The sequence below is a fragment of the Nocardia sp. PE-7 genome (genome assembly GCF_030486425.1).
Lineage (GTDB): Bacteria > Actinomycetota > Actinomycetes > Mycobacteriales > Mycobacteriaceae > Nocardia > Nocardia salmonicida_A.
This window is the reverse complement of the sequence record NZ_CP129614.1, coordinates 6719087-6745001: the sequence shown is the minus strand read 5'-3', so window position 1 is coordinate 6745001 and position 25915 is coordinate 6719087. Positions and strand designations below refer to the sequence as shown.

Sequence of the window (25915 nt, the reverse complement as noted above, 5' to 3'; positions counted from 1 at the left end):
CTGATCGGTCACGACATCCGAGGCTACCGGTGGCTACCGGGATCGGGTCGGCGTGGTTCCCGCGCCGCTGCTCTCGTTGTCGTTACCCGTGGCGCCGTTGTTCGGTCTGGTCGACCCGCCGTTGCCGTTTCCTGGCGTCGCGGGCGAGCCCTCGGGTCCGGCCGTCGGCTGGCCGGGCAGCGGGCCCGGACCGGTCTCGACGGGGGTCTGCTGCGACTGCGGCACCGCGGGCTGCTGCACCCCGGGCACCGGAATCCGGATGCCGGGCAGGATCTCGACCTGCGAGGGCACGATCACCGGCGGCACGATCGCGGGCACGGTGGTGGACGGCGCGGTGTAGGGCGCCGACCATTCCGGCACACCGGCCTGGCCCTTGATCGGGGCGGGCTTGGGGAACGACTCGTTCGACGTACCCGACAGCGCGCCGTCCATCGTCGCCTTCCAGATGTCGGAAGGCAGACCGGAACCGTAGATGCTGCCGCCGCCGTAGTTCTTGAGCGGCTCGCCCTGCTCGGTGCCGACCCACACCGCCGTCGACAGCGACGGGGTGTAACCGACCATCCAGGCGTCGCGGTTGTTGCCGGTGTCGCCGAGCTGGTGGGTACCGGTCTTGGCCGCGGACTCGCGGCCACCGGCCAGGTTGTGGTTGCGCGAGTACGCCGCGATCGGCTTCATCGCCGCGGTGACGTTGTCGGCCACGGCCGCGCTCACCCGCTGTTCACCGGCGGGCTCGCCGCGATCGAGCAGCACCTTTCCGTCGGCGGTGACGACCTTCTGCACGAAGTGCGGCGCGTGGTAGACGCCCGACGCCGCCAGGGTGGCGTAGGCCGAGGCCATGTCGAGCGGGCGCGACTGGTACTGGCCGAGCACGATGCCGTTGTTGGGGCCGACGCCGCCGGGCTCGGTCAGCGTCTCGCCGACGCCGGGCAGCTCGGTGGCGATACCGAGCTTGTGTCCCATATCGGCGATCTTCTGCGGACCGTTCTGCATGTCCAGCTGCATGCGGTAGAAGCTGGTGTTCAGCGAACGCTTGAGCGCCTCGGCGATGGTGCACATGCCGCAGCCCTCGCCCTCGACATTGCCGATCTGGATGCCGTTGACGGTGATCGGCGAACTGTCGTAGAGCTGCGAAAGCGGAACGCCCTGTTCGAGATTGGCGGCGAGGCCGATCGCCTTGAACGAGGAGCCCGTCGGCAGACCGGCGTTGGCGAAGTCGAAACCCTGACCGTCGCTGCCGCCGTAGTAGGCGCGGACCGCACCGGTGCGCGGGTCGATGGAAACCACCGCGGTGCGCAGGTTCTCCGGCTCACCCTCCAGCTTGCCCTGCGCGGCCTTGATAGCGGCGTCCTGAGCCTTCTGATCGATCGTGGTGGTGATCTGCAGACCCTCGGTGTTCAGCTGCTGCTCGCTGATGCCCGCGGTCGAGAGTTCCTGGAGCACCTGGTTCTTCACCAGACCGGACGGGCCCTCGTCATTGTTCTTGTCGCCGAGCGAGGCGAGCGTCACCACCTGGGGGTACTGCATCCCCTGACGTTCGGTCGCGGGCAGGTTGTTCTCCGCGACCATGCCGTCGAGCACGTATTCCCAACGCGTCTTGGCGCCGGTCGGGTTCTTCTCGGGGTCCAGCATGGAGGGCAGCTGGATGGTCGCGGCCAGGACCGCGCCCTCGGCCACGCTCAGCTCCTGTACCGGCTTGCCGAAGTACGCCTTGGCGGCGGCATCGATGCCGTACGCGCCACGACCGAAGTAGATCGTGTTCAGGTAGGCCGCGAGGATGTCTTCCTTGCTCCACTGGCGCGCCATCTTGGCCGAGATCACCAGTTCGTGCATCTTGCGCGTCATCGATCGCTCGTCACCGACCAGCGCGTTCTTCACGTACTGCTGGGTGATCGTGGAACCACCACCGGCGCTTTCCTTGCCGAGGACGTTGTCGCGGGCGGCGCGGGCGAAGCCCGAGACCGAGAAGCCGGGGTTGGTGTAGAAGTCACGGTCCTCGGCGGCGATCACGGCATTGCGCACGTGCGGCGGGATCTGATCGATCGAGACCTCGGTGCGGTTGCCCTGCGGCGGAACCACCTTGCTGATCTCGGTGGTGCCGTCGCTGGCGAAGATCGTCGCTACCTGGTTGGTCTCCAGATCGCCCGGCTTCGGCACCGACACCGCCGTGTAGGCGACCAGGAACACCGCGCTCGGCACGACGATGGCCAAGGCCATCAGGACGTAGAGCGTGCGGCGAACGATTCGCCACGGCGATTTCTTCTTCGCGCCATCGCTACCCGACCCGTCGTCGCCTCCGCTGCCGTCGCGGCGGTTGCGCGGACCGGTCGGCGGTGGTGTCCCGCCCGCGGCGCGCCGTTCACCGGTGGTCGGGCCCGCGGTGGCGCGCCGTTCACCGGAGATGGGGCCACCGGGGCGTTGACCCGCGCCGGCCCGCGCGGCCGCGGCCGCACCGCCCGCGCGGGCGGGCCGGGCCAGATCGTCGTTCGCGCCGCGCACGGTCCGGGGCTGACCCGCGCGCATGGTCGACTCGTCGGGGCCGCCGGGACGCGGCAACTTCTGCGTGGCGCCGGCGGCGGGCGTGCCGGGGCGACCCGGCTGCACGGGCCGACCCTGCGGCGGCCTGCCCTGACCGGGCGCGCCCGGCGGAACCGGCCCACCCTGCGGCCCACCAGGACGCTGTGGCGGCTGACCCGGCCGACGCGGCGGCATCCCGCCGGGCGGCGGCCCCTGCTGACGATTCGGCGGCGGCCCCTGCGGGCCACGTCCACCAGGCACCGGTCCACCCTGCGGGCGCCCACCCTGCGCGGGACCACCGGGCGCACCCTGCGGGCGCGGTCCGGCGGGCGGCATCGGCCGACGCGGCGGGGGACCGCCGGGACGATCACCCGACTGCGGGGGGAGACCCGGTTGCGCACCCCGAGCCGGACGACCGCCGCGCGGATCATCGCCGTGGGGGGAGGACTCGTAGGGCGAACTCACTGACCAGATCTCCATAACTTGTAAGGTTCGGACACACAACATCCGCGCCGGAGAACCGGCGCGGAGAGAGTGCACCCCGAACAGTGGCGCATCACGCGGTGGCCACCATTACTTGTGCGGGCAGCCCGTTACTCGGCAGCCCTGTCGCTCGACAAGCCATCACTCGGCAGCAGAGCGCCGGGCTCGCGAACTCGTCCGTCGCCTGGCAGGCGCGGGAGCCGTGCCGAGCACGTACGACTGCACCAGATGATTCCAGCTGCACGAGCGGCATACCTCGACGACATGCACCGAGAATTCTTCGTTCGACTCGGCCATCCGAATCAATTCCTCGGGCGTCCGCGCCGACCCGGCCGCTTGGCCGAGCCCATCGCCGAACACCCACGAAACCAACGTCAGCTGCTCTTTTCGACAGATCGGACAGGTCGCCTCGCTGCCCCGGCCGTGGAACTTCGCGGCCCTGAGCAGATAGGGATTCGCATCGCACACCTCGGCGACGCCGACCCGCCCCGCGTAGACATCGGCCAGCAGGGACCTGCGCCGAAGCGCATAGTCCACCACCTGCCGCTGAATTCGCACGATCACCAGAGTAGCGGGGTTCGGATTCACGCGCCCACGGCATCGTTTGATCCGACTTCGCCGATTAAACTCCCGATACCGGGGTTCATCCGGGTGTTTTCGCAGGTGAGGTGACCCACGGCCATGGCTGATTCCGGGCAGCGACGGGCAGCCGTCGATTCGGTGCTGCGCGCACGTGACATCGATCGCGCACAGGTGTCGACCGTGCTTGACGCGGCCTACGCCGAGGGCCAACTCGGCGCGCAGGAGTACCACGACCGTGTCGCGTCGGCGAGCAGCGCGCGCACGGTAGGCGAGCTCGCCCGCCTGACCGCCGACCTGCAATCACCTGCGGTTTTCGGCGATGCCGCCCCCACCGGACGCCCCCGCCGCCGCGCCCCCGACGAGTACCCGGCCCGCACCAGAGCCAGGTCGACCGACCGCACGACGACCGTCGCCGCGCTCGACACCGCCCACGCCGACGGCCAACTGGATTCCGACGAACACGCCGCGATGGTCGAATTGGCCGCAGAAGCACGAACATTGGGCGATTTGTCCACCTTGGTGGCCGAGCTCCAACAGCGTCCGGCCGCGCCGACCAAACCACGTGCTCGCCGAGACCGCACTCGGTCGGCGGTCATCGCACTCGCGGCGGCCACCGCCGTCGCCGGATTCGTGTGGACGGTCCGCGACGACGCGCCCGCGCCCGCTGCGGCCGTGACCGTGGCAGTCGACTACGACGCGGCGCCACCGCTGGTGATTCCCACGCCGATGCTCAATACCCTCGCTGGATTCGTCCAGTTTCGCGACGATTACCGCACCATCTTCGGCGACACCGTGGTCGACGAGGCGGTTCTGCACGACGAGCACGCCTCCGCTGTGCGGCGCGTGCCCGGCAATGCGAAATCAACCGTCGATTACACCTATCGCGGTGGCTTCGCGCGGTCGAGTTCGCAGATCAACACCCGTCGGCGCGATGCCGTCGACATCGATCTGGCACAGGTGAACGTCGAGGCGCTCGGTGCGGCGTTCGCGACGGCGGCGGCCACCGTGCGGGTACCGAACGGCGCGGTCACCCACTACCGGATCGCGAACGACAGCTGGGCCGGACGGCCGGGGATCACGATCTTCGTGCGGAACGAAGCCGCCCAATCGGGACATTTCGTCCTCGCGCTGTCGGGAGATGTGCTGAAGACCTACCCGTACGAAGGATGACCCAGCGATGAAGCCTCCGTCTCCGACGAACAACCTGCGCACTCGCGACGCCGATCGCGCCGACGTGTGCTCGATGCTCGATGCCGCCCTTTCCGACGGCCAGCTCACCGCCGCAGAGCACGAGACCCGCACCGCCACCGCGATGCGTGCCGAGAACTTCGCCGCCCTCGACCGTCTCGTCGACGATCTACAGGTCCCGGCCGAGCTCGCCGCCACTCCCGTGGCGCGTGGCGTCGCTCGCGTACCCCGGCGCTGGTGGATTCCGGTCGGCGCGATCGTCCTCGCCGGGCTGCTCGGCGCGGGCGTGGGCCTGCTCGGCCGCACAGTCGGCGACGCCGTCCTCGGCGACCCGCTACCCGACCTCACCACCGGCAACGGATTGGCCCACTTCGTCGCGGACTACCGCGCCGAATACGGCACCACGATCGCCGACGAGCTGACCCTGTATCCGGAATACGCCTTGGTGGAGCGTGATTCCGGCAAACCTGGCAAGCAGGACGAGCTGAAGTACCGCGGCGACTTCGAAAAATGGGGTTCACAAGGCTCCCGTCCACCTGATACTCGCTCGTTCGACCTTGCCACCGTCGACCTGGCCCGCTATGCCCGCCTCGTGTCAGGCGCAGCCGGAACAACCCGCGTCCCCAACGGCTGGGTCTCGCATGTTCTGGTCAGATACCCGCCGGGCGGCGGTAAAGACGCCGAACTGGAAATCAGCATCTACGTCAAGAACGAAGCCGAGCAGAGCGGATACTTCAAAATCCGTCCCAATGGCGAACCCATCGCGGTGTACCCCGCCTAGCGCTGCGACTCTTCCTCTCCCTGACCTGTGTCGATGACGCATGCGTCACATTCGACTGTGCGTAGATGTATCGCTCCGATATAGTTGGAACTCGCATCCACGGTTAGGTCCGTTCGGCCTGTGAGGTCGACATAGTCAGGGAGTGAGGTCGGCAGTGCTCGAATTGGCGATTCTCGGCCTGCTCCTCGACGCGCCCATGCACGGTTACGAGCTGCGCAAGCGGTTGACGGGCCTGCTCGGAGCGTTCCGGGCCTTCTCCTACGGTTCGCTCTACCCGACGCTGCGCAGGATGCAGGCCGACGGGTTGATCGCCGAGGAGCTTCCGGACGGCGCGCTCGCGCGTCGTGCGCGCCGCGTCTACCGGCTCACACCGGTCGGCCGGGAACGGTTCTCCGAACTCCTTGCCGACACCGGTCCGCAGAACTACACCGATGACGGCTTCGGCGTTCACCTCGCCTTTTTCAGCCGCACTCCCGCCGAGGCGAGAATGCGGATCCTGGAGGGCAGGCGTCGTCAGGTCGAGGAGCGCCGAGAGGGGCTGCGGGAAGCGATCAAGAAGGCCAGCGGGTCGTTGGATCGCTATACCAAACAGCTCCACCAGCTCGGATTGGAATCAAGCGAGCGCGAAGTGCGCTGGCTCAACGAGTTGATTGCGGCGGAGCAATCGACGAAGGCGGCACCACAGAAAGAGGGAAAGAGCGGCCATGAGTGATGTCAACAAGGTTGGATCCGGCGAAGTTCGCGTCGCGATCGTCGGTGTGGGCAACTGCGCATCGTCGCTGGTGCAGGGCGTGCAGTACTACAAGGATGCCGACGAGAACCAGGTCGTTCCCGGCCTCATGCACGTCAAGTTCGGTACCTATCACGTACGCGACGTGAAGTTCGTGGCCGCGTTCGATGTCGACGCCAAGAAGGTCGGCTTCGACCTGGCCGAGGCCATCTTCGCCAGCGAGAACAACACCATCAAGATCTCCGATGTGCCGCCGACCGATGTGACGGTCCTGCGTGGCCCGACCCTCGACGGCATCGGCAAGTACTACGCCGAGACCATCGAGCAGTCCGAGGCGCCCGCCGTCGACGTGGTGAAGGCGCTCAAGGATGCTCAGGTCGACGTGCTGGTCTCGTACCTGCCCGTCGGTTCCGAAGAGGCCGACAAGTTCTACGCGCAGTGCGCGATCGACGCGAACGTCGCCTTCGTCAACGCGCTGCCGGTCTTCATCGCCTCCGACCCGGTCTGGGCGCAGAAGTTCGTCGACGCCGGTGTGCCGATCGTCGGCGACGACATCAAGTCGCAGGTCGGCGCGACCATCACCCACCGCGTGATGGCCAAGCTGTTCGAAGACCGCGGCGTGGTGCTCGACCGCACCTACCAGCTCAATGTCGGCGGCAACATGGACTTCAAGAACATGCTCGAGCGTGAGCGTCTGGAGTCGAAGAAGGTCTCCAAGACCCAGGCCGTCACGTCGAACCTCACCGGTTCGCTCGCGGGCAAGGTCCACGACCGCAACGTCCACATCGGTCCCTCGGACTACGTGGAGTGGCTCGACGACCGCAAGTGGGCCTACGTGCGCCTCGAGGGTCGTGCGTTCGGCGATGCTCCGCTGAACCTGGAGTACAAGCTCGAGGTGTGGGACTCGCCGAACTCGGCGGGCATCATCATCGACGCTGTCCGCGCGGCCAAGATCGCCAAGGACCGCGGCATCGGCGGACCCGTCATCCCGGCCTCGGCCTACCTGATGAAGTCCCCGCCGGTGCAGATCGCCGACGATGTCGCGCGCACTCAGCTCGAGGCGTTCATCATCGGTGCCGATTAGTCACTGAACGAAAAGAGCCGGTGCGCACGAACTTCGTGCACACCGGCTCTTCTCGTCTCAGTCCAGGGAGACGTACACCTCGACCGAGGTCGGACCGGTGTAGCGCTCCAACTCCGCTGTGTGCGAACGGGTGATGGTGCCCGCGTTCTCGGCTTTGATCACCTGCGCCCACGCGGTGCGCAGCAGATCGTAGGGCTTGTCCGAGACCACGAACTTGGCGTAGCGGCCCGCGGGAATGCGGGTGAGCACGTCGCCTTCGTCGATGTCGTCCAGCCCGGCCACCTCGTAGCCGAGTACGGCCACCGCGTGATCGTTCTGGCCGATATAGGCCGCCGCGCGGGGAACCGGCTTCTCCCGCGACAGATACCGATCCCAGGTGAAATTCACCAGATCGAGATCACGAGCGGTCACCTCTCGGCCGGCCAACGGCACGGTGAGACCCGCGACCAAGCCGTCGTCGAGGGTGACGATTTCGAAATCCACGGCCATCAGCTGTTCTTCTCCTCGGTCAGCGAAACGAAGATCTCGACCGTGCGCTCGTCGGGATACTGCTCGCAATCGCCGGTATAGGCGCGCACGAATTCGCCCGCGGCCTCCGCGTCCCACACCTGGCGCCACAGCCCGACGATGGTGTCGCCGAGATTGTCGCCACTGGCCACGAAGCGCGCGTAACGCCCCGCCGGAATCCGGCCGAGCACGTCGCCTGCCTGCAAGTCGGCGAGCGTTTTGCACTCGTATCCGACGATGTGCGTCAGATAGGAGTTGATCTCCGGAGCGAAATCGACATAGCCCGTCGCGACCGGCCCCGGTAACGTCCTCGCCCGCAGGTGCGCCCACGCCTCGACCACTTTGGCGCGGCGCGGCCCCTCGACGGCGAGCGCCGGACTGCGAAGCACCGTGCCCGCGATCAGCGTCTCGGGACGGTCAACGACATTGAAATCCACCTGCGTAGCCCCTATGTCTAGTGTCGTCGCATGTCGGTACCGACCGCACATCCTCCCGTATCGGTCCGACAGGTTCCGCGCCGGGATCATTCGACCCCTGGTCGGGCGGTTCGCGCTCTGGGCAACGATGTTGCCATGCCGCCGGGGTAGTCGGGTCCGGGTGCGCCAACTCGTGATCTAGCGCGGCCCTTCGCCACCGAGCCCGGGGAACAGATCACCCGGTGTCGACGGGTTCGGCGCGGGCGGAATGACGATGAACGGCGGCGGCGCGGGGCGCGGTGAGCTCGTCGGCGGACCGAAGATGTCGAAGCCGCCGCCCGGCGTCGGCGCCACTGAGGTACCCGGGCTCGGTATCAGCGGCGGGTTGGACAGCGGCGGCACCTCGAACTGTTCGACCGGCGTTCCGGCCAGTGCCGTGTCCATCGTCTGCTTCCAGATGTCGGCGGGCAGCCCCGAACCCCAGACGGCCCCACCGCGTCCCGTGCGCAACGGCTGCGGGTGCTCGGTGCCCACCCACACCGCGGTGGACAGTGACGGCGTGTACCCGACCATCCACGCGTCCTTGTTGTCCTTGCTCTCGCCGAGCTGGGTGGTTCCGGTCTTGCTCGCCGACTGCCTGCCGCCCGCGAGCCCGTGGCCGTTGGAGTAATTGGCGATCGGCACCATCGCCGACGTAGTCGCATCGGCGATCTCGGCGGAGATCCGCTGCTCGGGCTCTGAATGTTTCTTGCCCGTCGCGGTTTCCCAGCTGCGGTCGAGCAGCACCCGCCCGTCCCCGGTGCTCACCTTCTGCACGAAGTACGGCTGGTGATAGACCCCGGACGCGGCCAGCGTCGCGTACGCCGACGCCATGTCGAGCGGGCGCACCAGATACTGCCCGAGCACGATGCCGTTGAGCGGATAACCGTCCGGCTCCGTGAGACTCACGCCGTCGACGCCGGGAATGTATTCGGGGATGCCGGCCAGGTGCGCGGCTTCGGCGATCGAGCGCGGACCGTCGGCCATCGTCATGGTGAGCCGGTAGAAACTGGTGTTCAGTGAGCGTTTGAGCGCTTCGGCGAGCGAGCACCGCCCGCACGAGTCGCCCTCGACGTTGGTGATCTCGGTTCCGCGATCGGTGATGGGCGAGCTGTCTATCGCCCGCGATATCGGGATGCCCTGGCGTTGCGCGGCGACGAGGGCGAAAACCTTGAACGCGGAGCCCGTCTGGAGCGGCGCCTGCGCGAAATCGAACCCGGTCCCGTCCTCGCCGCCGTAATAGGCGCGCACCGCGCCGCTGCGCGGATCGATCGACACCACCGCCGAGCGCAGTTCCGGCGGCTGCCACGACAACCGCTCACGCACCGAATCGACCGCGCCCGCCTGCGCCGCGGCATCGATGGTGGTGGTGATCTGCAGTGCGCCCGTATTGATGTCGGCGTCGTCGAGACCGGCGGCACGCAATTCGCGTAGCACCTGGGTGCGGATATGCCCTTCCGGTCCGAGCGCGACGGCTTCGGCGGGCACATCGTCGAGCGGGATGATCGCCGGGAACTCCGTCGCGTCGCGGTCGCCGGGCGCGAGCGCGGTCATCTCGACCATCCCGTTGAGCACGTACTGCCAGCGCGCCCGCAACTGATCGAGGTGGTTCTCCGGATCCAGTACCGAGGGTGAGCGGATGACCGCCGCGAGCACCGCGCCCTCGGCGAGGGTCAGTTCCGGCACCGGCTTGTCGAAATAGGCCTTCGCCGCGGCCGCGATCCCGTACGCCCCGCGCCCGAAGTAGATGGTGTTGAGATAGGCGGACAGGATCTCGTCCTTGCTCCACTGCCGTGCCATCTTGGCCGCGATGATCAGCTCGCGCATCTTGCGGGTGACGGTGCGTTCGGAGCTGAGGAAGGCGTTCTTCACGTACTGCTGGGTGATCGTCGAGCCGCCGCCCGCGTTGTCCTGTCCGCTCACATTGTCGCGAGCGGCACGCAGGAAGCCGCTGGTCGAGTACCCGGCGTTGGTATAGAAGGTGCGGTCTTCGGCCGCCAGCACCGCGTCGCGCACCGGATACGGCACATCGGTGAGCGGAATGGGAATCCGATTGCCCTGTGGCGGAATGAATTTCGTCAGCACCGTGGTGCCGTCCGCGGCCAGTACGGTGGCGGGCTGCTCGACCGCGACCTCTGCCGGTTCGGGGATCTCCGAACTCCAGTACACCGCGACCAACAGCAGCGCGGGCACACACACGAAGATCACGAACAACGCGAGCAGCAGCCGCCGGATGCGTTGACCCCTGGTGCGCGGCTTACGTTCGGAGGGTTGGTCGTCGGTGCCGAGGCGGGCGGCCTGTTCCCGTCGGGCGCGACCCTTGTCGGGGGGCCCGTCGGTGGCGGCCAGTCGTGCCGCCTGTGCCCGTCGCGCCGCGCCCTTGCTCGGCTTGGGGTCCTTCGCCAGTGGATCGCGGAACCCGGCTATCGAGGTATACGGCACGTCATCATCGGAACGCCCACGCCCGCGCTGGGAGGCCACACCATCTCCTTTCGGAGCGAGGGAGAAGAGCTCGCCTGCACCGACGTCGATATCGGTGCAGGCGACTCTACCCGGCGGTGGCGGCAGAACCCGGTAGGTCAGCTCTTGACGCCGCCCGCGGTGAGACCGGAGATGATGCGACGCTGGAAAATCAGCACCATGATCACCAGCGGCACGGTGACGATCACGCCCGCCGCCATGATGGCCGCGTACGGCTGCACCAGCGGGTCGTTGCCCGAGAAGCTCGCGATCGCGACCGTCACCGGTTTGGTGTCGTCGCCCGACAGCAACCGTGCCAGCAGGTACTCGTTGATCGAGGCGATGAACGCCAGGATCGCGGTGGTGAACACCGCGGGGGCGGCCAGCGGCAGCATGATCAACCGGAAGGCCTGGAACTTGCTCGCGCCGTCGATGCGCGCGGCCTCTTCGAGCTCCCACGGCAGTTCGGCGAAGAACGAGGCCAGGATGTAGACCGTCATCGGCAGCACGAACGAGATGTTCGGGATGATCATCGCCTGGTACTGGCCGATCCAGCCGATATCGGTGAACAGCTGGAACAGCGGGGTCACCAGCACCACGGCCGGGAACATCGACGCCGACAGGATCAGCCCCGAGATCAGGTACTTGCCGGCGAAGGCCATCCGGGCCAGCGCGTAGGCCGCGAGCACGCCGAGGATCAGCGCCACGGCGGTGGTCGCCGATCCGATGATCACACTGTTGAGCAGCGCCTTGCCGAAGTCGTTGCCGCGGCTGGTGTCGAAGGCGTTGCGGAAGTTCTCCAGCGTCACGTGGGTCGGCCACGGGGTGCTGTCGAAGGTGTGGGCCGGGTCGCGGAACGCCACCACGGCCATCCAGTAGAACGGCCCGAGGCCCCACACCAGCACGATGGCGACACCGACGTAGGTGCGCATGGTGCCGAACCGCTTGCTCCACGACACCGGCCGCACCGGCACCGGATTCGCTTCGACGGCAGGATCTTTCGTCATCGAGATGCTCATCAGTTCGCCTTCCGCTGTTCTTCCTGCGTGCGAACAGCGTTGGCGCCGAGCACCTTCACCAGGACGAACGCGATGGCGAAGACGAGCAGGAAGGTGATCACCGACAGTGCCGCGGCGCTGTTGGGACCTTGGCGCACCTGCTCGACCACCAGGATCGACAGGGTGCTCGTCGCCGGATTGGCGCCGGTCATGATCGCGGGCAGGTCGTACATGCGCAGCGCGTCCATGGTCCGGAACAGCACCGCCACCAGCAGCGCGGGCTTGAGCAGCGGCAGCGTGATATTCACGAACCGCTGCCACGCCGACGCGCCGTCGACCTTCGCTGCCTCGTACACATCGGCCGGAATCACTTGCAGCCCAGCGAGAATCAGCAGCGCCATGAACGGTGTGGTCTTCCACACGTCGGCCGCGATCACCGCGAACCGCGACGCCCACACCTCCGAGGTCCACAGGATGTGCGTGCCGAGCACTCGGTTCACGACGCCGTCGTACTGGAACATGAACTCCCACAACCGCGCTGTGACCGCGGTGGGAATCGCCCACGGGATCAGCACGGCGGCACGCAGCAGCGCCCGGCCGCGGAAGGTCTTGCCCATCACCATGGCCATGCCGAGTCCGAGCAGGGCCTCGAGCGACACCGTGATCACGGTGAAGAACAGGGTGACCCCGACCGCCGACCAGAACTGCGAGCCGAGGGTGCCCGTGGGGCACGACACGGTGCCCGACAGCGACCCGCACTGCTGCAACAGCCAGTGGGTGTAATTGCTGAATCCGGCGCCGCCGCCCTCGACGAACATCCCGGTGGCCGGGTCGATGCCGGAGTCCTTCTGCGAGGACATCCAGATCGCCTCGACCACCGGATATCCGATGACCACGGCCAGGGCGACGAGCACGGGCGCGACGAACAGCCACGCCTTGCCGGATTGTCGCAGTTGCAGCGCTAGCCCGCGCTGCTTGGCTCCCGAAGGATCCGACACCGTTACTACTCTCCTACGGTCTGGTCGGGTCCGCTGCGCGTACCGCTACGAACCGGCGGTCTCGATGCCCTTTTGCATGCCTGCGACTGCGTCGTCGACAGACTTGGCACCGGTCAGTGCAGCATAGGCGTTGTCCTGGATGGCCTTCGACACCGCGGGATAGAACGGGGTGACCGGACGCGGCACGGCGCTGGCGATGGATTCCTTCAGCGCGGGCAGGTACGGCATCTTCGCGATCAGGGCCGGGTCGTCGTAGAGCGAGGAGCGCACCGAGGGCAGCGAGCCCGAGGCGATGATCTGCTGGGCCTCTTCGCTGATCAGGTAGCGGACGAAGTCGGCGGCGGTGGCCTTGTTCTTACCGAACGCGCTGATCGCGGCGTTGTAGCCACCGAGGGCCGAGGCGCCGACGCCGGTGCTGCCCGGCAGCGGGGCGACGCCGAACTTGTCCTTCACCGCGGAGCCGTCGGCGGAGGCCTGGGCGTAGAGGTAGGGCCAGTTGCGCAGGAACAGCAGCTTGCCCGACTCGAACGCGCTCGCGCTCTCACCTTCCTTGAAGGTGATGGCTTCCTTGGGGATGTCGCCGCTCTTGTAGGCGTCGACGAGAACCTTCAGGCCGGCCTTGGACTCCGGGCTGTTCACGGTGGGGGTCTTGCCGTCGGCGCCGACGAAGCTGCCGCCGTAGGCGTTGATGACCTCGGCGGTGTTCACGGTCAGACCCTCGTAGGGGAACAGCTGACCGGCGTAGCAGCCGATGTTGTTGTCCCGGGCCACCTGGCACTGACCGAGCATCTCGCTCCAGGTCTTCGGCGGGTTGGGCACCAGGTCCTTGCGGTAGTACAGCAGGCCGCCGTTGGTGTTCTTCGGGGCCGCGTACAGCTTGCCGTTGTAGGTGGCGCTCGCCACGGTAGGCGCGAGCAGCGGCGCGGTGTCGATGGCGAAACTGCCCTCGAGCGGCTGGACCCAGCCCTTGGCGGCGAACTCGGCGGTGTCCTTCACGTCGAGCGCGACCACGTCGTAGCCGTCCTGTTTGGCGCGGAAGTGCTCGGCGAGGTCGTCGTGCTGCTGGGTGCCGTCGGCGGACTGCTCCTTGAACGTCACCTGCTCGTTCGGATGCGCGGCGTTCCAGCGGTCGATGAGCTGCTTGACCACACCGGTTTCGGTGGTGTCCTTACCTTCGACGTAGGTGATCGGGCCGCGGCCCGTCAGGTTCTGGTCGAGTGCGTTGCCACCGTCATCACTGGAACAACCACTGGCGAACGTTGCGGTGAGCAAGGCGATCGAGGCAGCAGCCATCGTCGCTCTGGGGACAAACTTCAAGGCCATCGCAGACACTCCAGGGTCAAGACGTGAGCAGCAGCACACCGTGCGGTGCAACAGGCAACATACATGGTGAGGGCTCCCCGCGTCCGATCGTCCTGGTCTTCGGCTTACTTCTCGGTCAGTTCGCCTACGATTCGCTGTCGGTGCCGTGCCCTACCCTCGACACCGTGACCAGTCCACCGCCGTCGACGCCCGATCGGATGCTCACCCGCATCGGTGGTTTGCTGCGTAAAGCCGAGTCCACCGACAATGCGCACGAGGCCGAAGCCTTCCTCGCCGCGGCCCAACGGTTGGCGACGAAGTCCTCGATCGATCTGGCCGTGGCGCGCTCACATGTGGCCTCGCGTGAGCGCAGGTCGGTCCCTGTTCAACGGATCATTCCGATCGGCGAACCAGGCCGAAAGGGCCTACGCACCTACGTCCAGCTGTTCGTCGCGATCGCGGGCGCCAACGACGTTCGCTGCGATGTCGCCCGTACCTCCGCCCAGGTCTACGCCTACGGCTTCGCCGCCGACATCGATACCTGCGAAGCGCTCTACGCGAGTCTGCTCATCCAAATGGTCCGAGCGTCGGACCACTACATCAAATCCGGCTCCTACCGCGAGGCGACGGTCAGCAAGATCGTCACCGAGAAGCGCCTCGGTCGTACCGTGCGCCGCAAGGTGGAGGTCCCGGTGGCAGGCGTCACCGCCCGCCTGAACTTCCAGATGGCCTTCGCCGCCCGGATCGGCGCCCGTCTGGCCGAGGTGAAAGCCGAGGTCGTCGCCGAGGAATCGGTCGTCGAATCGACGGGAACCGCCCTGGCCCTGCGCGACAAAGAGGTCGCACTCACCGATTTCTACACGGCCACCTCCGAGGCTCGCGGAACATGGCGAGGCCCGCAAACCTCCACCGGTCACTCCGCGGCGGCGCGGCGCGCAGGCGACCGAGCAGGCCGTACCGCCCGCCTCGGCACCGCACCGGAACTCCCCGCCGCACGCGGGAAGCTGTCGGGTCGATGAGCTGTGTCGCCAGGTAGTTCGCAACGGCCGCGGCGCGACAGCCAGCGCGCCAAGGTCTACGACGGTGAGCAGTTGGTGCGTGGGGTGTTCGATCGGGCCGACGAGTTCGGGCATCGGACGGTCGATGTCTACGGCTCACAACTGACCCTGCCGGTGGAGCGGCGCTTCGCCTCCGTGGAGTCGGTACAGAGCTATGCCGAGAAGGTGTTGGCGCTGAATTGGGTTCGCGCGAAATGGGAGCGGGCCGCGGTATCGATCAGGGTCCGCGCCCGTGGTGGTGCGGCGGCCGCGCACTACGAGCCGGAGACCGCCGTTCTCGCCGTCCCGTTGCACACCGGTTCCACCGCATGGGCGCTGCGCGAATTGGTGGTCCTGCACGAACTCGCCCACCACCTGTCGCCCGATTCGGCGGCGGCGCCACACGGGCCCGAATTCTGTAGCCGCTATGCCGAATTGGTCGACGGTGTGATCGGTCCGGAGGCCGCCTTGCTGATTCGCGCCACGTTGACCGGTTGCGGTGTTCGTTTCGGCTAGCCGCGCTCGAGCAGTGCGCTGACTCGCTCGTAGCGCCGCAACCACCAGTCGACCCGCTCGGGATCGGGGTGTCGGTACTTGTCCAGCAATGCGGGGTCGGGCTCCGGCGGCGAAGCCGGGACCGGCAACCAGCCGTCGACCGGCAGCAACGACTCCGCGACGAGATCACCTTCGAACAGTGCGAGAGTGCCCAAACCGCAGGCGAATTCGAGCTCGGGCAGCGCGCCCGCCAAGGCCAGCTGCGCCGCCAAGCCGACGCTGGTCTCGAGCGCTGACGAGACAACTGTCGGCAGCCCGGCCGCCCCGGCGACCGCCAACGCGCGTCGTACCCCACCCAACGGCGTGCACTTGAGCACCGCCACATCGGCGGCCCCCGCCACCGCCACCCGCATCGGATCCTCGGCGCGCCGAATCGACTCGTCCGCCGCGATCGGCACCGAAACGCGCCGACGTACCTCGGCCAATTCCGCTATGGTCCGGCACGGCTGTTCTACGTATTCCAAACCCCCTGCGGCCTTATCGATCTCCCCGATATGCCGCACAGCGGTCTCCACGTCCCACACCGCGTTCGCGTCGACCCGTACAGCCCCTGATTCCCCGATCGCCTCGCGCACCGCCGCCACCCGAGCCACATCCTCGGCCAGCGAGTCGGGATGATCCGCTACTTTCACTTTCGCGGTCGCACAACCGGATTCCCGAACAATGCGGCCTGCTCGATCGGCGTCCACGGCGGGCACGGTGCAATTCACCGGAATGCGATCGCGCACCGGCGCCGGCCACCCCACTGTCACCTGCTCGACGGCGGTAGCCAACCACCCGGCCGCTTCTCGATCGTCGTATTCGGGAAACGCGCAGAATTCCCCCCAGCCCAACTCCCCGCGAATCAACATTCCCTCGCGCACAGTGATCCCGCGAAACCGTGTTCGCATCGGAATCGCGTAAACAAACAGGTCGGCGCTCACCCGTTCGATCGTAGAGGTCGTGTAGATACCGGCCACGGCCTGAGTAATTTCACGGTTTCAGGCGGCTGTCGAATCTCGGATGCTGGGCACATGACAGCTCCGGCCAGGCCCTCGGGCTCCCTGGGCGACACACTGGTCGCCATCGTTCTGCTCGTTCTGCTCGTGCCGATCGCGGGTATGGCTGTCGTCATGGCGGCCTACTTCGAACTGTCCAACAAGACCTGTGGGGCAAGCTACGGCGGCTGCTACACCCCGTATGTGAACCTGGGGTTCATGGTGGCTGCGGGCGGCGCCGGTGCGGCACTTCTCGGCTCGACGATATGGATTGCCGTCGGTGCGGCGAAAGGCTGGTCGGTCGGCTACGTACCGCTGGTGGGCGTCTTGTTGATCATCGCCACCTTCTTCCTCGGCGGCGAGATCGCGACCTGGGCATGAACGGTCGAGCCGAACGGTGGCGCTCGCGCTGAGCGCCACCGTCGCGGTTCACAGCCGTTCGATGATGGTGGCGTTGGCGAGGCCACCCGCTTCGCACATGGTCTGCAATCCGTAGCGCGCCCCCCGCTGCCCCATCGCGTGCACCAGCGTGGTCATCAATCGCGCCCCGGACGCGCCGAGCGGATGCCCGAGAGCGATCGCCCCGCCGTTGACGTTGACCCGGCTCATATCCGCACCGGTCTCCTTCGCCCAGGCCAGCACAACCGGTGAAAACGCCTCGTTGATCTCGAACAGGTCGATGTCGGCGATTCCCAGCCCGGCCCTGCGCAGCACCTTCTCGGTGGCCGGGATGACCGCGGTGAGCATCAGCAACGGGTCGTCGCCCGCGACGGAGAAACTGTGCAGCCGGGCCAACGGCCGCAGGCCGAGTTGTTCGGCACGCTCGCCGGACATGATCAGCACCGCGGAACTTCCGTCGCTGACCTGGCTGGCCGAGGCGGCGGTGATCTCCCAGCCGATCTGCGGGAACCGCGCGGCCATCGCGGGGTCGTAATAGGCGGGCTTCAGTTTCGCCAGGGTGTCGATGGTGCTGCCGATCCTGATTCCCTCGTCGGTGTTCAATCCGTTGATCGGCGCGAGTTCATCGGCGAAGAGTCCGTCTTTGGTTGCCCGAGCCGCTTTTTCATGACTGCCGAGGGCGAATTCGTCGAGCTGGGTTCGCGTCAGGCCCCACTTCGCGGCAATGAGCTCGGCGCTGATTCCCTGCGGGACGAGATCCTCGGGATAGCGCTGTGCGAAGGCGATGCCGGACAGATCTGTGGCGCCGAGCACGCTCGCCCCCATGGGAACTCGTCCCATCGATTCCACGCCCGCTGCCACGACGATGTCATAAGCCCCTGCGATAACCCCCTGTGCCGCGAAGTGGATCGCCTGCTGGCTGCTGCCACATTGCCGGTCCACCGTCGTGGCGGGCACAGATTCCGGATATCCGGCGGCCAGCGCGGCCCGCCGGGTCATGTTCGCCCCTTGTTCGCCGACCTGGGTGACGACGCCGCCGATCACATCGTCGATCAGCACCGGATCGATCCCGCTGCGCTCGACCACCGCGCGCAGGCTGTGCGCCAGCAGATCAACAGGATGAACGTCGTGAAGTGCGCCGTTCGGCTTGCCCCGTCCGATCGGGGTTCGTACCGCTTCGACGATGACCGCGTCTCGCATGGGAGTCCTCTTTCGACAACGCTGGCTCTATCTAACAATAGCCAGCGTAGCCCCTAACTATCATCGACTCAAGTCAGATTCGGTATGATGTCCCTCATGTCAGCCGTGATGGAAGGACCCCTGGCCGATCTCAGCAAATGGGACACGGCGGGCTGTTCCATCGCCAGGGCCATGGACCTCATCGGCACTCGCTCCGCGATGCTCATCCTGCGCGAGGCCTACTACGGCACCCGCCGCTTCGACGGGTTCGCCCGCCGCGTCGGCATCACCGACGCCGCCGCCGCGGGCCAACTCCGCAAACTCACCGCCGCGGGCCTCCTGGAAAAACGCCCCTACCAGGAAGAAGGCAAACGCACCCGGCACGAGTACATCCTCACCCCGATGGGCCGAGACCTACTCCCCGCGGTAGTGGCCCTCTGGCAATGGGGCGACGCCTACCTCCAGCCGGGCGCCCCGCCCCTCCTGCGGGTCGACGCGCAAACCGGCGAACCGGTCCGCGTCGATCTCCGCACCCCCGACGGCACCGAGATCCCCCTCGAACGCCTGGCCGTCCGAGTCAACGACGACTACCTCGCCGAGCGCCGGAAGAAGAAGTCGGGCGACTAGGCGCTGAACACGCCGATCGTCACGTCCTCGGTGCCGAGGGCCTGGAACAGGCTGACCCACAGCAGGACGACCGGTTCGGTGCTGCGGGCGGTGTTCAGGGCGCCGAGGTCGATCAGTTGCTCGTCGGCCCAGCCGAAGGAGTTCAGCAACCGCGCCACTTCTTTCTTGGCGTCGGCGTCGTCGCCGCTGAGGAAGATGTTGTGCTGTCCGGGAATTCGGGTCGGGTCGACCATCACCTGGTTGTTGGTGGTGTTGAGCGTCTTCACCACGCGGGTGGTGGGGAAGGCCTGCTGGATTTCCTCGGCGACGCTGCCCGCTTCGGGGACAACGAGTTTCGGTGGGAAGCCCTGGGAGAAGTCGAGTGCGTTGGAGACGTCGACGATGATCTTGCCCGCGAGGTTGTCCGCGCCTGCCGCGGTGAGGGCGGCCACCGACACCGTGCCCGACGTGGCATTCACGATCAGCTCGGCAGTGCCCGCCGCATCGGCGAAAGTGCCGTGTGTTCCTCCGGTTTCGGCGGCCCAGGCCGCCGCGTCGGCATTGTCGGCGGTTCGCGACCCCATCGTCACCGTGTGCCCGACTTCGACCAGCTTGCTCGCCAGCCGTCGACCCACCTGGCCGGTGCCGAGTACCGCTATGCGCATGTCACTACCTCATGTCGACAAACCTGCCCGGCGATCACCGGCGGCGAGCCTCAGCATAGGGCCGGACCAGGCATCGAGCCGAGCGTCTACGCGCACAGCGCAACCGGGCGCGGGCGACTCGATCGACGAGCCGCCCGCGCAGCCGAATCAGCGCAGGCGGCGGCCGTCGACGCTGAAGAAGTACACGTGCTCGGAGTCGGTGGTGAGGCGGAGGCGATCGCCCCGGCGCGGCGGGTTGCGCCAATCCACGCGCGCCACAATGGTTTCGCCGGTCTGGCCGTTGGGGCCGGTGGAGACGGCGCGGCCGTACACGTAGGCGTCGGAGCCGAGTTCCTCCACCACGTCGACCTCCATCTCGAGGCCGCCGTCGCCCACCTCGAGGTGTTCGGGGCGGATGCCGAGCACCACGGAACCCTCACCCGCGTCGGACACCGCGCGCGGCACCCGGACGGGGTACCCACCGATGGTGACGGTTCCGTTGTCGACGGGCAGCGTGAACAGGTTCATCGCGGGCGAACCCATGAACCCGGCCACGAACATGTTCGCCGGATCGCGGTAGAGGTCGCGCGGGGAGGCGCACTGCTGGAGCAGGCCGTCCTTGAGGACAGCGACCCGGTCGCCCATCGTCATCGCCTCGACCTGGTCGTGGGTGACGTAGACCGTGGTGGTCCCGAGCCGTCGCTGCAACTGCGCGATCTGGGTACGGGTCTGCACGCGCAGCTTGGCGTCGAGGTTCGACAGCGGCTCGTCCATCAGGAACACCCGCGGCTGCCGCACGATCGCGCGCCCCATCGCCACGCGCTGGCGCTGCCCGCCCGACAGTGCCTTCGGCTTGCGGTCGAGGTACTGCTCGAGGTCGAGGAGCTTGGCCGCCTCGAGCACCCGCTCGTCGCGCTCGGCCTTGGACACCTTGGCCAGTTTCAGCGCGAAGCCCATGTTCTCCGCGACCGACATGTGCGGGTAGAGCGCGTAGTTCTGGAACACCATCGCGATATCGCGATCCTTGGGTTCGGCGTTGGTCACATCTTTGTCGCCGATTCGGATGCACCCGCCGTTGACCTCCTCGAGGCCGGCCAGCATGCGCAGCGAGGTCGATTTGCCACACCCCGAGGGTCCGACGAGCACCAGGAATTCGCCGTCGGCGATCTCCAGGTCGAGTGCGTCGACCGCGGGTTTGGTGGCGCCGGCGTAGAGCCGGGTAGCGCGGTCGAAAGTCACGGTAGCCATGCGTAGATCAACATCCCATCCCGGCAGGAACGTGCCGGACGATCCGAGTAGTGGGTCGCTGGGGATCGTAGCGGCCCACAACCGCGCCGGGTAGCCTCGGTCGCGGAGCCAACCCGAGCCATCGAGGAGCCAGCGAAATGAGTCGTCCGGTCCGTATCGGAGTCCAGCTTCAACCGCAGCACGCGCCCGATTACGGACTCATCCGCGACGCGGTGTTGCGGGCGGAGGACGCCGGGGTGGACATCGTCTTCAACTGGGACCACTTCTATCCACTCACCGGCGACCCGGCGGGCGCGCATTTCGAATGCTGGACGATGCTCGGCGCGTGGGCGGAGCAGACCGAGCGGGTCGAGCTCGGCGCGCTGGTCTCCGGCGGCGGCTACCGCAATCCCGACCTGCTCGCCGATATGGCGCGCACGGTCGACAACATCAGCGGCGGCAGGCTGATCCTGGGCATCGGCGCGGGCTGGTTCGAGCGTGACTACGACGAATACGGCTACGAGTTCGGCACGCCGGGCAGCAGGCTGAATTTGTTGAAGGACAGTATGTCTCGCCTCACGTCCCGGCTGGCGAAGCTGAACCCGCCGCCGGTGCGGGAGATTCCGATTCTCATCGGCGGTGGTGGGGAGCGCAAGACCCTGCGCTTGGTCGCCGAGTACGCCGACATCTGGCACTCCTTCGCCGACGTGTCGACATTGGTGCACAAGAACAAGGTGCTGGCAGAGCACGCGGCGGCGGTCGGCACCGACGAGTCGCGGATCGAACGCTCGGTGCAGTGGCAGGGCCGTGACGACGCGAAGGCGCTGCACGACGCGGGTGTGACTCTGTTCACCGTGGGCGTCTCCGGTCCCGCGTACGACCTGACCGAAGTGCGCCGCGCGATCGAATGGCGCGACGAGGTGAACCCCGAGGTGCTCGAAGGTCTCGCCTGAGTCCGGCGCGGCGATCCGGTGTCGCCGCCGTAGCGCCGCGTCGCACGGTCGCCGCCGGGTAGCCGATGCGGTCGGCAGCGGACGCCCCGCGTGCGTAACCCTCGGTATGCAAGGTTGCGGCTAGGGTCTATCGGCATGGCAGGTGTACGAACACGGGCGCGGATCGCTGCCCTCTTGCTCCTAGTCGGCGTCGCGGCGACCGGTTGCGGTGGCTCGGACACCAGCACCGCGGGCGATCTCTGTTCCCCACCGGGGCCATCGGCTGCCGCCGCCGCGCCCACCAACTTGGCCGCGGGCGAGACAGCGGGCGCCGATCGCTACACCACCGCGACAACGGCGCCGGTCGACTCGATCGACACCGCGAAACTCGGCCTGCTCGAGCCGGGGACCCTGAGCGTCGGCACGTTGTCCGACGCCCCGCCGAGCATCTGCGTCAACAGCGAGGGTGACTTCACCGGCTTCGACAACGAACTCCTCGCCGCGATCGGCGCGAAACTCGGGTTGCGCGTGGAGTTCTCCGGCACCGAGTTCGCCGGCCTGCTCGCCCAGGTGTCGGGCAAGCGCTTCGATGTGGGCTCGTCCAACATCACCACCACCGATGCCCGCCGCGAACTCGTCGGCTTCACCAACGGCTACGACTTCGGCTACTTCTCCCTTGTCGTTCCGCAGGGCAGCGCGGTGAAGGGCTTCGGTGATCTGAACCAGAGCTCGCGCATCGCGGTGGTGCAGGGCACCGTGCAGGACGAATTCGTGGTGAACCAGCTGAAGCTGGATCCGGTGAAGTTCCCCGACTACAACACCGCCTACGCGAATCTGAAGTCCGGCCAGGTCGATGCCTGGGTGGCGCCGTCGGCCCAGGCCGAGGGTGCGATCAAGCCCGGCGACGGAATGGTGATCTCACAGAACACCTTCAGCCTCGACAACTTCGTCGGCTACGCGGTGGCGAAGAACAATCAGCCGCTCATCGACGCGCTCAACTCCGGCCTCGACGCGGTGATCGCCGACGGCACCTACGCGCGCCTCTACGCCGACTGGGTGCCGCGCGAACTCCCGCCGGGCTGGAAGCCGGGTTCGAAAGCCGCACCCGCACCCCAACTTCCGGACTTCAAGGCACTCGCGGCCGAGAATCAGCCGGGGGAGACCGAACAGGTCGCGCAGAAATCGACCCTGCAGCAATTGAAGGACACCTTCTTCGACTGGTCGTTGTACCGCAAGGCTTTTCCCGACCTGATCAAGGTCGGTCTGCCGAATACTCTGATCTTGGCCTTGGTTTCGGGTGTCCTCGGCACCGTGATCGGCATGCTGCTCGCGGTGATGGGCATCTCGCGCACTCGCTGGTTGCGCTGGCCCGCCCGCGTCTACACCGACATCTTCCGCGGCCTGCCCGCCGTGGTGATCATCTTGCTGATCGGCCTCGGCGTCGGCCCGGTGGTCCGCAATATCACCGGCGGCAACCCGTACTGGCTCGGCGCGGTGGCGCTGGCCCTGCTCTCGTCGGCCTATATCGGTGAGATCTTCCGCTCGGGTATCCAGTCGGTGGAGCCGGGTCAGCTCGAGGCCGCGCGCGCCATCGGCTTCGGGTACCGGCAGTCGATGACGCTGGTGGTGATTCCGCAGGGTGTACGCCGGGTGCTGCCCGCGCTGATGAACCAGTTCATCGCACTGATCAAGGACTCGTCGCTGATCTACTTCCTCGGCCTGCTCGCCTCCCAGCGCGAGCTGTTCGCCGTCGGCCGCGACCTCAACGCTCAGACCGGCAACCTGTCCCCGCTGGTCGCCGCGGGCCTGATGTATCTGGTACTCACCATCCCGCTCACCCACCTGGTCAACTACGTCGACCAGCGCATGCGCACCGGCAAACCCACCCCCGCTGATCCGATCGAGCAGGCCGTCATCACAGAAGGGCGAGGCGCGTGAGTGCATCGTTGACCGGGACCGGGCTCAACCTGACGCTCGGCAACAACCACATCCTGCGCGGCGTCGACATTCATGTCGAGGCAGGCCACGCCACCACCGTCATCGGCCCGTCCGGCTCCGGCAAGTCGACCCTGCTGCGGGTACTCAACCGCCTACACGAGCCCGATTCCGGTGACGTGCTCCTCGACGGCAAATCGGTGCTGAAGGACAATCCCGACAAACTGCGCCAGCGCATCGGCATGGTCTTCCAGCAGTTCAACCTGTTCCCCCACAAGACGGTGGCCGACAACATCGTCCTCGGCCCACGCAAACTGCGCGGGCTGTCCGCTGACGAGGCCCGCGCGCTGGCGATCGAACAGCTCGAGATCGTCGGTTTGGCCGACAAGGCCGACGCCAGGCCCGCGTCGCTGTCGGGCGGTCAGCAGCAGCGCGTCGCCATCGCCCGCGCGCTGGCCATGAAACCGGAGCTGATGTTCTTCGACGAGGCCACCTCCGCGCTCGATCCCGAGCTGGTCAAGGGCGTGCTCGCGCTGATGGCCGATCTCGCCTCGGGCGGTATGTCGATGATCGTGGTGACCCATGAGATGGGGTTCGCCCGCGAGGTCTCCGACAGCGTCGTGTTCATGGATCAGGGTGTGGTGGTGGAGACCGGCACCCCCGACGCCCTGTTCGACGACGCCAAGACCCCACGCCTGCGCCGTTTCCTCGATCAGGTCCTCTGACCAGTCACAAGGGGTCGCAGCAACCTATGCGCAACTGCTAATGTCGGAAGTGCTTCAGCTCCATTCGATCAGTACCGGACCGAGTTCCGGGAAACCGGGAAGAGAGAGCCGATGACCACCACGCACGCCGAACATCCGCAGCACACCCACGTCCACGGGCCCACCTGCGGCCACGTCGCCGTTCCGCACGAGGACCACGTCGACTACGTCCACGACGGCCATCTGCACCGTGAGCACGAGGGCCACTTCGACGAGTGCGAGACCACAGCACACGTCGAGCACACCGAGCACACCCACGAGCACGGCCCCGGCTGCGGGCACGTCTCCGTCCCGCACGGCGACCACGTGGACTACATCCACGACGGTCACCGCCACGCCGCCCACGCGGACCACTACGACGACCACTGACCGCCGGGCCCCGACCCCACCTCAGGTGGGGTCGGCAGCCCGTACTACCTCCGGCTCGACGATCGATCGGTTCCCCGGATACTGTCTGTGCCTGCGGCCTGCGTCATGCCTGCCGATTCACGGATGAGGATCTTTCGGTCGATGGGCAAAACAATCAGGCGCACAATGGCTTTCGGTGTCGTGAGCAGTGTGCTGGCCGCGTGCGTCGCTACTTTCGGCGCGGGCAACGGCCTGGCCGACGGGCGCGATCCGATCGTCGAATCCAAGAAACTCCTCGCGACGCCGACCACCGCGAACGGCTCGAACATCATCTCGAGCAGGGTCGATGGCCGAAATCTGAGCATGCTGGTCTTCTCCGCCGCGATGAACAAAGCCATCACGGTGAAGGTGCAGCGGCCTGCGGAGGCCTCCGTGCCGCGCCCGGCGCTCTACCTCCTCAACGGCGCCGGTGGCGGCGAGGACCGCGCGACCTGGTGGCAGAACACCGATGTCGGCGATTTCCTCGCGACCAAGGACGTCAATGTGGTGATGCCGATCGGCGGCGCCTGGGCGTACTACACCGACTGGCAGCGCGACGACCCCGCGCTGGGTCGCAACAAGTGGCGCACCTTCCTCCTCGACGAACTCCCGCCCCTGGTCGACGCGGCGCTGGGCACCAACGGCGTCAACGCCATCGCCGCCAACTCGATGACCGCCACGGCCGTTCTGCAATTGGCGGAGGCCAGGCCGGGCTTCTACCGGTCCGTCGCCGGCTACAGCGGCTGCGCGCAGATCGCCGACCCGATCGGCAAGCAGTTCACCAAGCTGGTCGTGGAGACCTACGGCGGCGGCGATGTCACCAATATGTACGGCGCCGACGACGACCCGGCCTGGACCGCCAACGATCCCGTGGTGAATGCCGAGAAGTTGCGCGGAACCAGGCTGTTCGTCTCGGATGCCTCCGGTCTGCCCGGCCCGCACGACCGCGTCGACGACCCGTACATGATGAATCCGACGCCGGTCGGCCTGGCCAACCAGGTCGTCGTCGGCGGCATCATCGAGGCGGCGGTCAACTGGTGCACCCGCAATCTCGAGTCTCGGCTGGACGAGTTGGGGATTCCCGCGACCTTCGATCGTCAACCGAGCGGCACGCACTCCTGGGGCTACTGGCGCGATGCCTTCTATCGTTCGTGGCCGGTGCTGGCAGCGGGTTTGGGACTGCCCGAATAG

Annotated in this window: 25 protein-coding genes; 13 read left to right on the top strand and 12 right to left on the bottom strand. The window is 67.2% G+C overall.

Going from position 1 to position 25915, the window contains the following annotated elements; translation table 11 throughout:
• Positions 1 to 33: 33 nt before the first annotated feature.
• Positions 34 to 2214: a transglycosylase domain-containing protein gene (locus QX204_RS31590; RefSeq protein WP_367620209.1), complete on the bottom strand. Its 2181-nt coding sequence runs from the start codon at positions 2212 to 2214 to the stop codon at positions 34 to 36.
• Between the two features lie 924 nt (positions 2215 to 3138).
• Positions 3139 to 3537 carry a DUF5318 family protein gene (locus QX204_RS31585; protein WP_056824208.1) on the bottom strand — a complete coding sequence of 133 codons (399 nt, stop codon included), beginning with the start codon at positions 3535 to 3537 and terminating at the stop codon, positions 3139 to 3141.
• A 141-nt stretch (positions 3538 to 3678) separates the two neighbouring features.
• Here QX204_RS31585 and QX204_RS31580 point away from each other — a divergent pair, with 141 nt between their 5' ends.
• The 4 genes from QX204_RS31580 to QX204_RS31565 all read left to right on the top strand — a co-directional run bounded on the left by QX204_RS31580 (position 3679) and on the right by QX204_RS31565 (position 7362).
• Entirely contained in the window at positions 3679 to 4749 is a 1071-nt protein-coding gene (locus tag QX204_RS31580; protein ID WP_301904109.1) for a DUF1707 SHOCT-like domain-containing protein, read from the top strand.
• Between the two features lie 7 nt (positions 4750 to 4756).
• The gene (locus QX204_RS31575; protein ID WP_301904108.1) at positions 4757 to 5548 is read left to right on the top strand and encodes a DUF1707 SHOCT-like domain-containing protein; all 792 of its coding nucleotides are present in this window, start codon (positions 4757 to 4759) and stop codon (positions 5546 to 5548) included.
• Positions 5549 to 5702: 154 nt separating this feature from the next.
• Positions 5703 to 6260 carry a PadR family transcriptional regulator gene (locus tag QX204_RS31570; protein ID WP_056823890.1) on the top strand — a complete coding sequence of 186 codons (558 nt, stop codon included), beginning with the start codon at positions 5703 to 5705 and terminating at the stop codon, positions 6258 to 6260.
• Positions 6253 to 7362: an inositol-3-phosphate synthase gene (locus QX204_RS31565; protein WP_301904107.1), complete on the top strand. Its 1110-nt coding sequence runs from the start codon at positions 6253 to 6255 to the stop codon at positions 7360 to 7362. Before QX204_RS31570 ends, QX204_RS31565 begins: the two co-directional genes overlap by 8 nt.
• 57 nt (positions 7363 to 7419) lie before the next feature.
• Here QX204_RS31565 and QX204_RS31560 read toward each other — a convergent pair whose 3' ends face one another.
• The 6 genes from QX204_RS31560 to QX204_RS31535 all read right to left on the bottom strand — a co-directional run bounded on the left by QX204_RS31560 (position 7420) and on the right by QX204_RS31535 (position 14103).
• Positions 7420 to 7851 carry a GyrI-like domain-containing protein gene (locus QX204_RS31560; protein ID WP_301904106.1) on the bottom strand — a complete coding sequence of 144 codons (432 nt, stop codon included), beginning with the start codon at positions 7849 to 7851 and terminating at the stop codon, positions 7420 to 7422.
• Positions 7851 to 8306: a GyrI-like domain-containing protein gene (locus tag QX204_RS31555; protein ID WP_301904105.1), complete on the bottom strand. Its 456-nt coding sequence runs from the start codon at positions 8304 to 8306 to the stop codon at positions 7851 to 7853. Before QX204_RS31555 ends, QX204_RS31560 begins: the two co-directional genes overlap by 1 nt.
• A 177-nt stretch (positions 8307 to 8483) precedes the next feature.
• A complete protein-coding gene (locus QX204_RS31550) occupies positions 8484 to 10805 on the bottom strand; it encodes a transglycosylase domain-containing protein (protein WP_301904104.1) in 2322 nt (773 codons plus the stop codon).
• Between the two features lie 98 nt (positions 10806 to 10903).
• Positions 10904 to 11791, bottom strand: a complete 888-nt coding sequence (locus QX204_RS31545; protein ID WP_301904103.1) for a carbohydrate ABC transporter permease — start codon at positions 11789 to 11791, stop codon at positions 10904 to 10906.
• Between the two features lie 11 nt (positions 11792 to 11802).
• Entirely contained in the window at positions 11803 to 12741 is a 939-nt protein-coding gene (locus QX204_RS31540) for a carbohydrate ABC transporter permease (protein ID WP_301908176.1), read from the bottom strand.
• Between the two features lie 84 nt (positions 12742 to 12825).
• Positions 12826 to 14103, bottom strand: coding sequence for an ABC transporter substrate-binding protein (locus QX204_RS31535; RefSeq protein WP_301904102.1), 1278 nt, complete (start codon positions 14101 to 14103; stop codon positions 12826 to 12828).
• Between the two features lie 197 nt (positions 14104 to 14300).
• Here QX204_RS31535 and QX204_RS31530 point away from each other — a divergent pair, with 197 nt between their 5' ends.
• Together QX204_RS31530 and QX204_RS31525 are read left to right on the top strand one after the other, a co-directional pair.
• Entirely contained in the window at positions 14301 to 15101 is an 801-nt protein-coding gene (locus QX204_RS31530; protein ID WP_301908175.1) for a DUF2786 domain-containing protein, read from the top strand.
• A 3-nt stretch (positions 15102 to 15104) separates the two neighbouring features.
• Entirely contained in the window at positions 15105 to 15635 is a 531-nt protein-coding gene (locus QX204_RS31525) for a TIGR04338 family metallohydrolase (protein ID WP_301904101.1), read from the top strand.
• Here QX204_RS31525 and QX204_RS31520 read toward each other — a convergent pair.
• A complete protein-coding gene (locus tag QX204_RS31520) occupies positions 15632 to 16564 on the bottom strand; it encodes an o-succinylbenzoate synthase (protein WP_301904099.1) in 933 nt (310 codons plus the stop codon). The two genes, QX204_RS31525 and QX204_RS31520, sit on opposite strands and share 4 nt — an antisense overlap.
• Positions 16565 to 16687: 123 nt before the next feature.
• Here QX204_RS31520 and QX204_RS31515 point away from each other — a divergent pair, with 123 nt between their 5' ends.
• On the top strand, positions 16688 to 17032 hold the full coding sequence (locus QX204_RS31515; protein ID WP_301904098.1) for a hypothetical protein: 345 nt from the start codon (positions 16688 to 16690) through the stop codon (positions 17030 to 17032).
• Between the two features lie 48 nt (positions 17033 to 17080).
• On the opposite strand, the gene QX204_RS31510 is transcribed toward QX204_RS31515, so the two are convergent.
• Entirely contained in the window at positions 17081 to 18250 is a 1170-nt protein-coding gene (locus QX204_RS31510; protein ID WP_301904097.1) for a thiolase family protein, read from the bottom strand.
• Positions 18251 to 18334: 84 nt separating this feature from the next.
• On the opposite strand from QX204_RS31510, the gene QX204_RS31505 reads away from it, so the two are divergent.
• Positions 18335 to 18856, top strand: coding sequence for a winged helix-turn-helix transcriptional regulator (locus QX204_RS31505; protein WP_301904096.1), 522 nt, complete (start codon positions 18335 to 18337; stop codon positions 18854 to 18856).
• On the opposite strand, the gene QX204_RS31500 is transcribed toward QX204_RS31505, so the two are convergent.
• On the bottom strand, positions 18853 to 19500 hold the full coding sequence (locus QX204_RS31500) for an NADPH-dependent F420 reductase (RefSeq protein ID WP_301904095.1): 648 nt from the start codon (positions 19498 to 19500) through the stop codon (positions 18853 to 18855). The two genes, QX204_RS31505 and QX204_RS31500, sit on opposite strands and share 4 nt — an antisense overlap.
• A gap of 147 nt (positions 19501 to 19647) precedes the next feature.
• The gene (locus QX204_RS31495; protein WP_301904094.1) at positions 19648 to 20727 is read right to left on the bottom strand and encodes an ABC transporter ATP-binding protein; all 1080 of its coding nucleotides are present in this window, start codon (positions 20725 to 20727) and stop codon (positions 19648 to 19650) included.
• A 137-nt stretch (positions 20728 to 20864) separates the two neighbouring features.
• Between QX204_RS31495 and QX204_RS31490 the strand changes: the two genes are divergently transcribed.
• From QX204_RS31490 to QX204_RS31470, 5 genes are all read left to right on the top strand, one after another.
• Entirely contained in the window at positions 20865 to 21659 is a 795-nt protein-coding gene (locus QX204_RS31490; protein ID WP_301904093.1) for an LLM class F420-dependent oxidoreductase, read from the top strand.
• A 135-nt stretch (positions 21660 to 21794) separates the two neighbouring features.
• Complete coding sequence (locus tag QX204_RS31485) at positions 21795 to 23576, top strand: ABC transporter substrate-binding protein/permease (RefSeq protein ID WP_301904091.1); 1782 nt, start codon at positions 21795 to 21797, stop codon at positions 23574 to 23576.
• Entirely contained in the window at positions 23573 to 24298 is a 726-nt protein-coding gene (locus tag QX204_RS31480; RefSeq protein WP_301904090.1) for an amino acid ABC transporter ATP-binding protein, read from the top strand. Before QX204_RS31485 ends, QX204_RS31480 begins: the two co-directional genes overlap by 4 nt.
• 111 nt (positions 24299 to 24409) lie before the next feature.
• A complete protein-coding gene (locus tag QX204_RS31475; protein ID WP_301904089.1) occupies positions 24410 to 24706 on the top strand; it encodes a hypothetical protein in 297 nt (98 codons plus the stop codon).
• A gap of 141 nt (positions 24707 to 24847) precedes the next feature.
• Entirely contained in the window at positions 24848 to 25915 is a 1068-nt protein-coding gene (locus tag QX204_RS31470) for an alpha/beta hydrolase (RefSeq protein ID WP_301904088.1), read from the top strand.

Bases quoted from the DNA above. Each gene is read 5' to 3' on its own strand.
- QX204_RS31590 (WP_367620209.1), bottom strand. From the start codon at position 2,214: ATGGCCTTGGCCATCGTCGTGCCGAGCGCGGTGTTCCTGGTCGCCTAC.
- QX204_RS31580 (WP_301904109.1), top strand. From the start codon at position 3,679: ATGGCTGATTCCGGGCAGCGACGGGCAGCCGTCGATTCGGTGCTGCGC.
- QX204_RS31575 (WP_301904108.1), top strand. From the start codon at position 4,757: ATGAAGCCTCCGTCTCCGACGAACAACCTGCGCACTCGCGACGCCGAT.
- QX204_RS31565 (WP_301904107.1), top strand. From the start codon at position 6,253: ATGAGTGATGTCAACAAGGTTGGATCCGGCGAAGTTCGCGTCGCGATC.
- QX204_RS31560 (WP_301904106.1), bottom strand. From the start codon at position 7,851: ATGGCCGTGGATTTCGAAATCGTCACCCTCGACGACGGCTTGGTCGCG.
- QX204_RS31545 (WP_301904103.1), bottom strand. From the start codon at position 11,791: ATGACGAAAGATCCTGCCGTCGAAGCGAATCCGGTGCCGGTGCGGCCG.
- QX204_RS31535 (WP_301904102.1), bottom strand. From the start codon at position 14,103: ATGGCCTTGAAGTTTGTCCCCAGAGCGACGATGGCTGCTGCCTCGATC.
- QX204_RS31530 (WP_301908175.1), top strand. From the start codon at position 14,301: ATGCTCACCCGCATCGGTGGTTTGCTGCGTAAAGCCGAGTCCACCGAC.
- QX204_RS31520 (WP_301904099.1), bottom strand. From the start codon at position 16,564: ATGCGAACACGGTTTCGCGGGATCACTGTGCGCGAGGGAATGTTGATT.
- QX204_RS31515 (WP_301904098.1), top strand. From the start codon at position 16,688: ATGACAGCTCCGGCCAGGCCCTCGGGCTCCCTGGGCGACACACTGGTC.
- QX204_RS31510 (WP_301904097.1), bottom strand. From the start codon at position 18,250: ATGCGAGACGCGGTCATCGTCGAAGCGGTACGAACCCCGATCGGACGG.
- QX204_RS31505 (WP_301904096.1), top strand. From the start codon at position 18,335: ATGATGTCCCTCATGTCAGCCGTGATGGAAGGACCCCTGGCCGATCTC.
- QX204_RS31500 (WP_301904095.1), bottom strand. From the start codon at position 19,500: ATGCGCATAGCGGTACTCGGCACCGGCCAGGTGGGTCGACGGCTGGCG.
- QX204_RS31495 (WP_301904094.1), bottom strand. From the start codon at position 20,727: ATGGCTACCGTGACTTTCGACCGCGCTACCCGGCTCTACGCCGGCGCC.
- QX204_RS31490 (WP_301904093.1), top strand. From the start codon at position 20,865: ATGAGTCGTCCGGTCCGTATCGGAGTCCAGCTTCAACCGCAGCACGCG.
- QX204_RS31485 (WP_301904091.1), top strand. From the start codon at position 21,795: ATGGCAGGTGTACGAACACGGGCGCGGATCGCTGCCCTCTTGCTCCTA.
- QX204_RS31475 (WP_301904089.1), top strand. From the start codon at position 24,410: ATGACCACCACGCACGCCGAACATCCGCAGCACACCCACGTCCACGGG.
- QX204_RS31470 (WP_301904088.1), top strand. From the start codon at position 24,848: ATGGGCAAAACAATCAGGCGCACAATGGCTTTCGGTGTCGTGAGCAGT.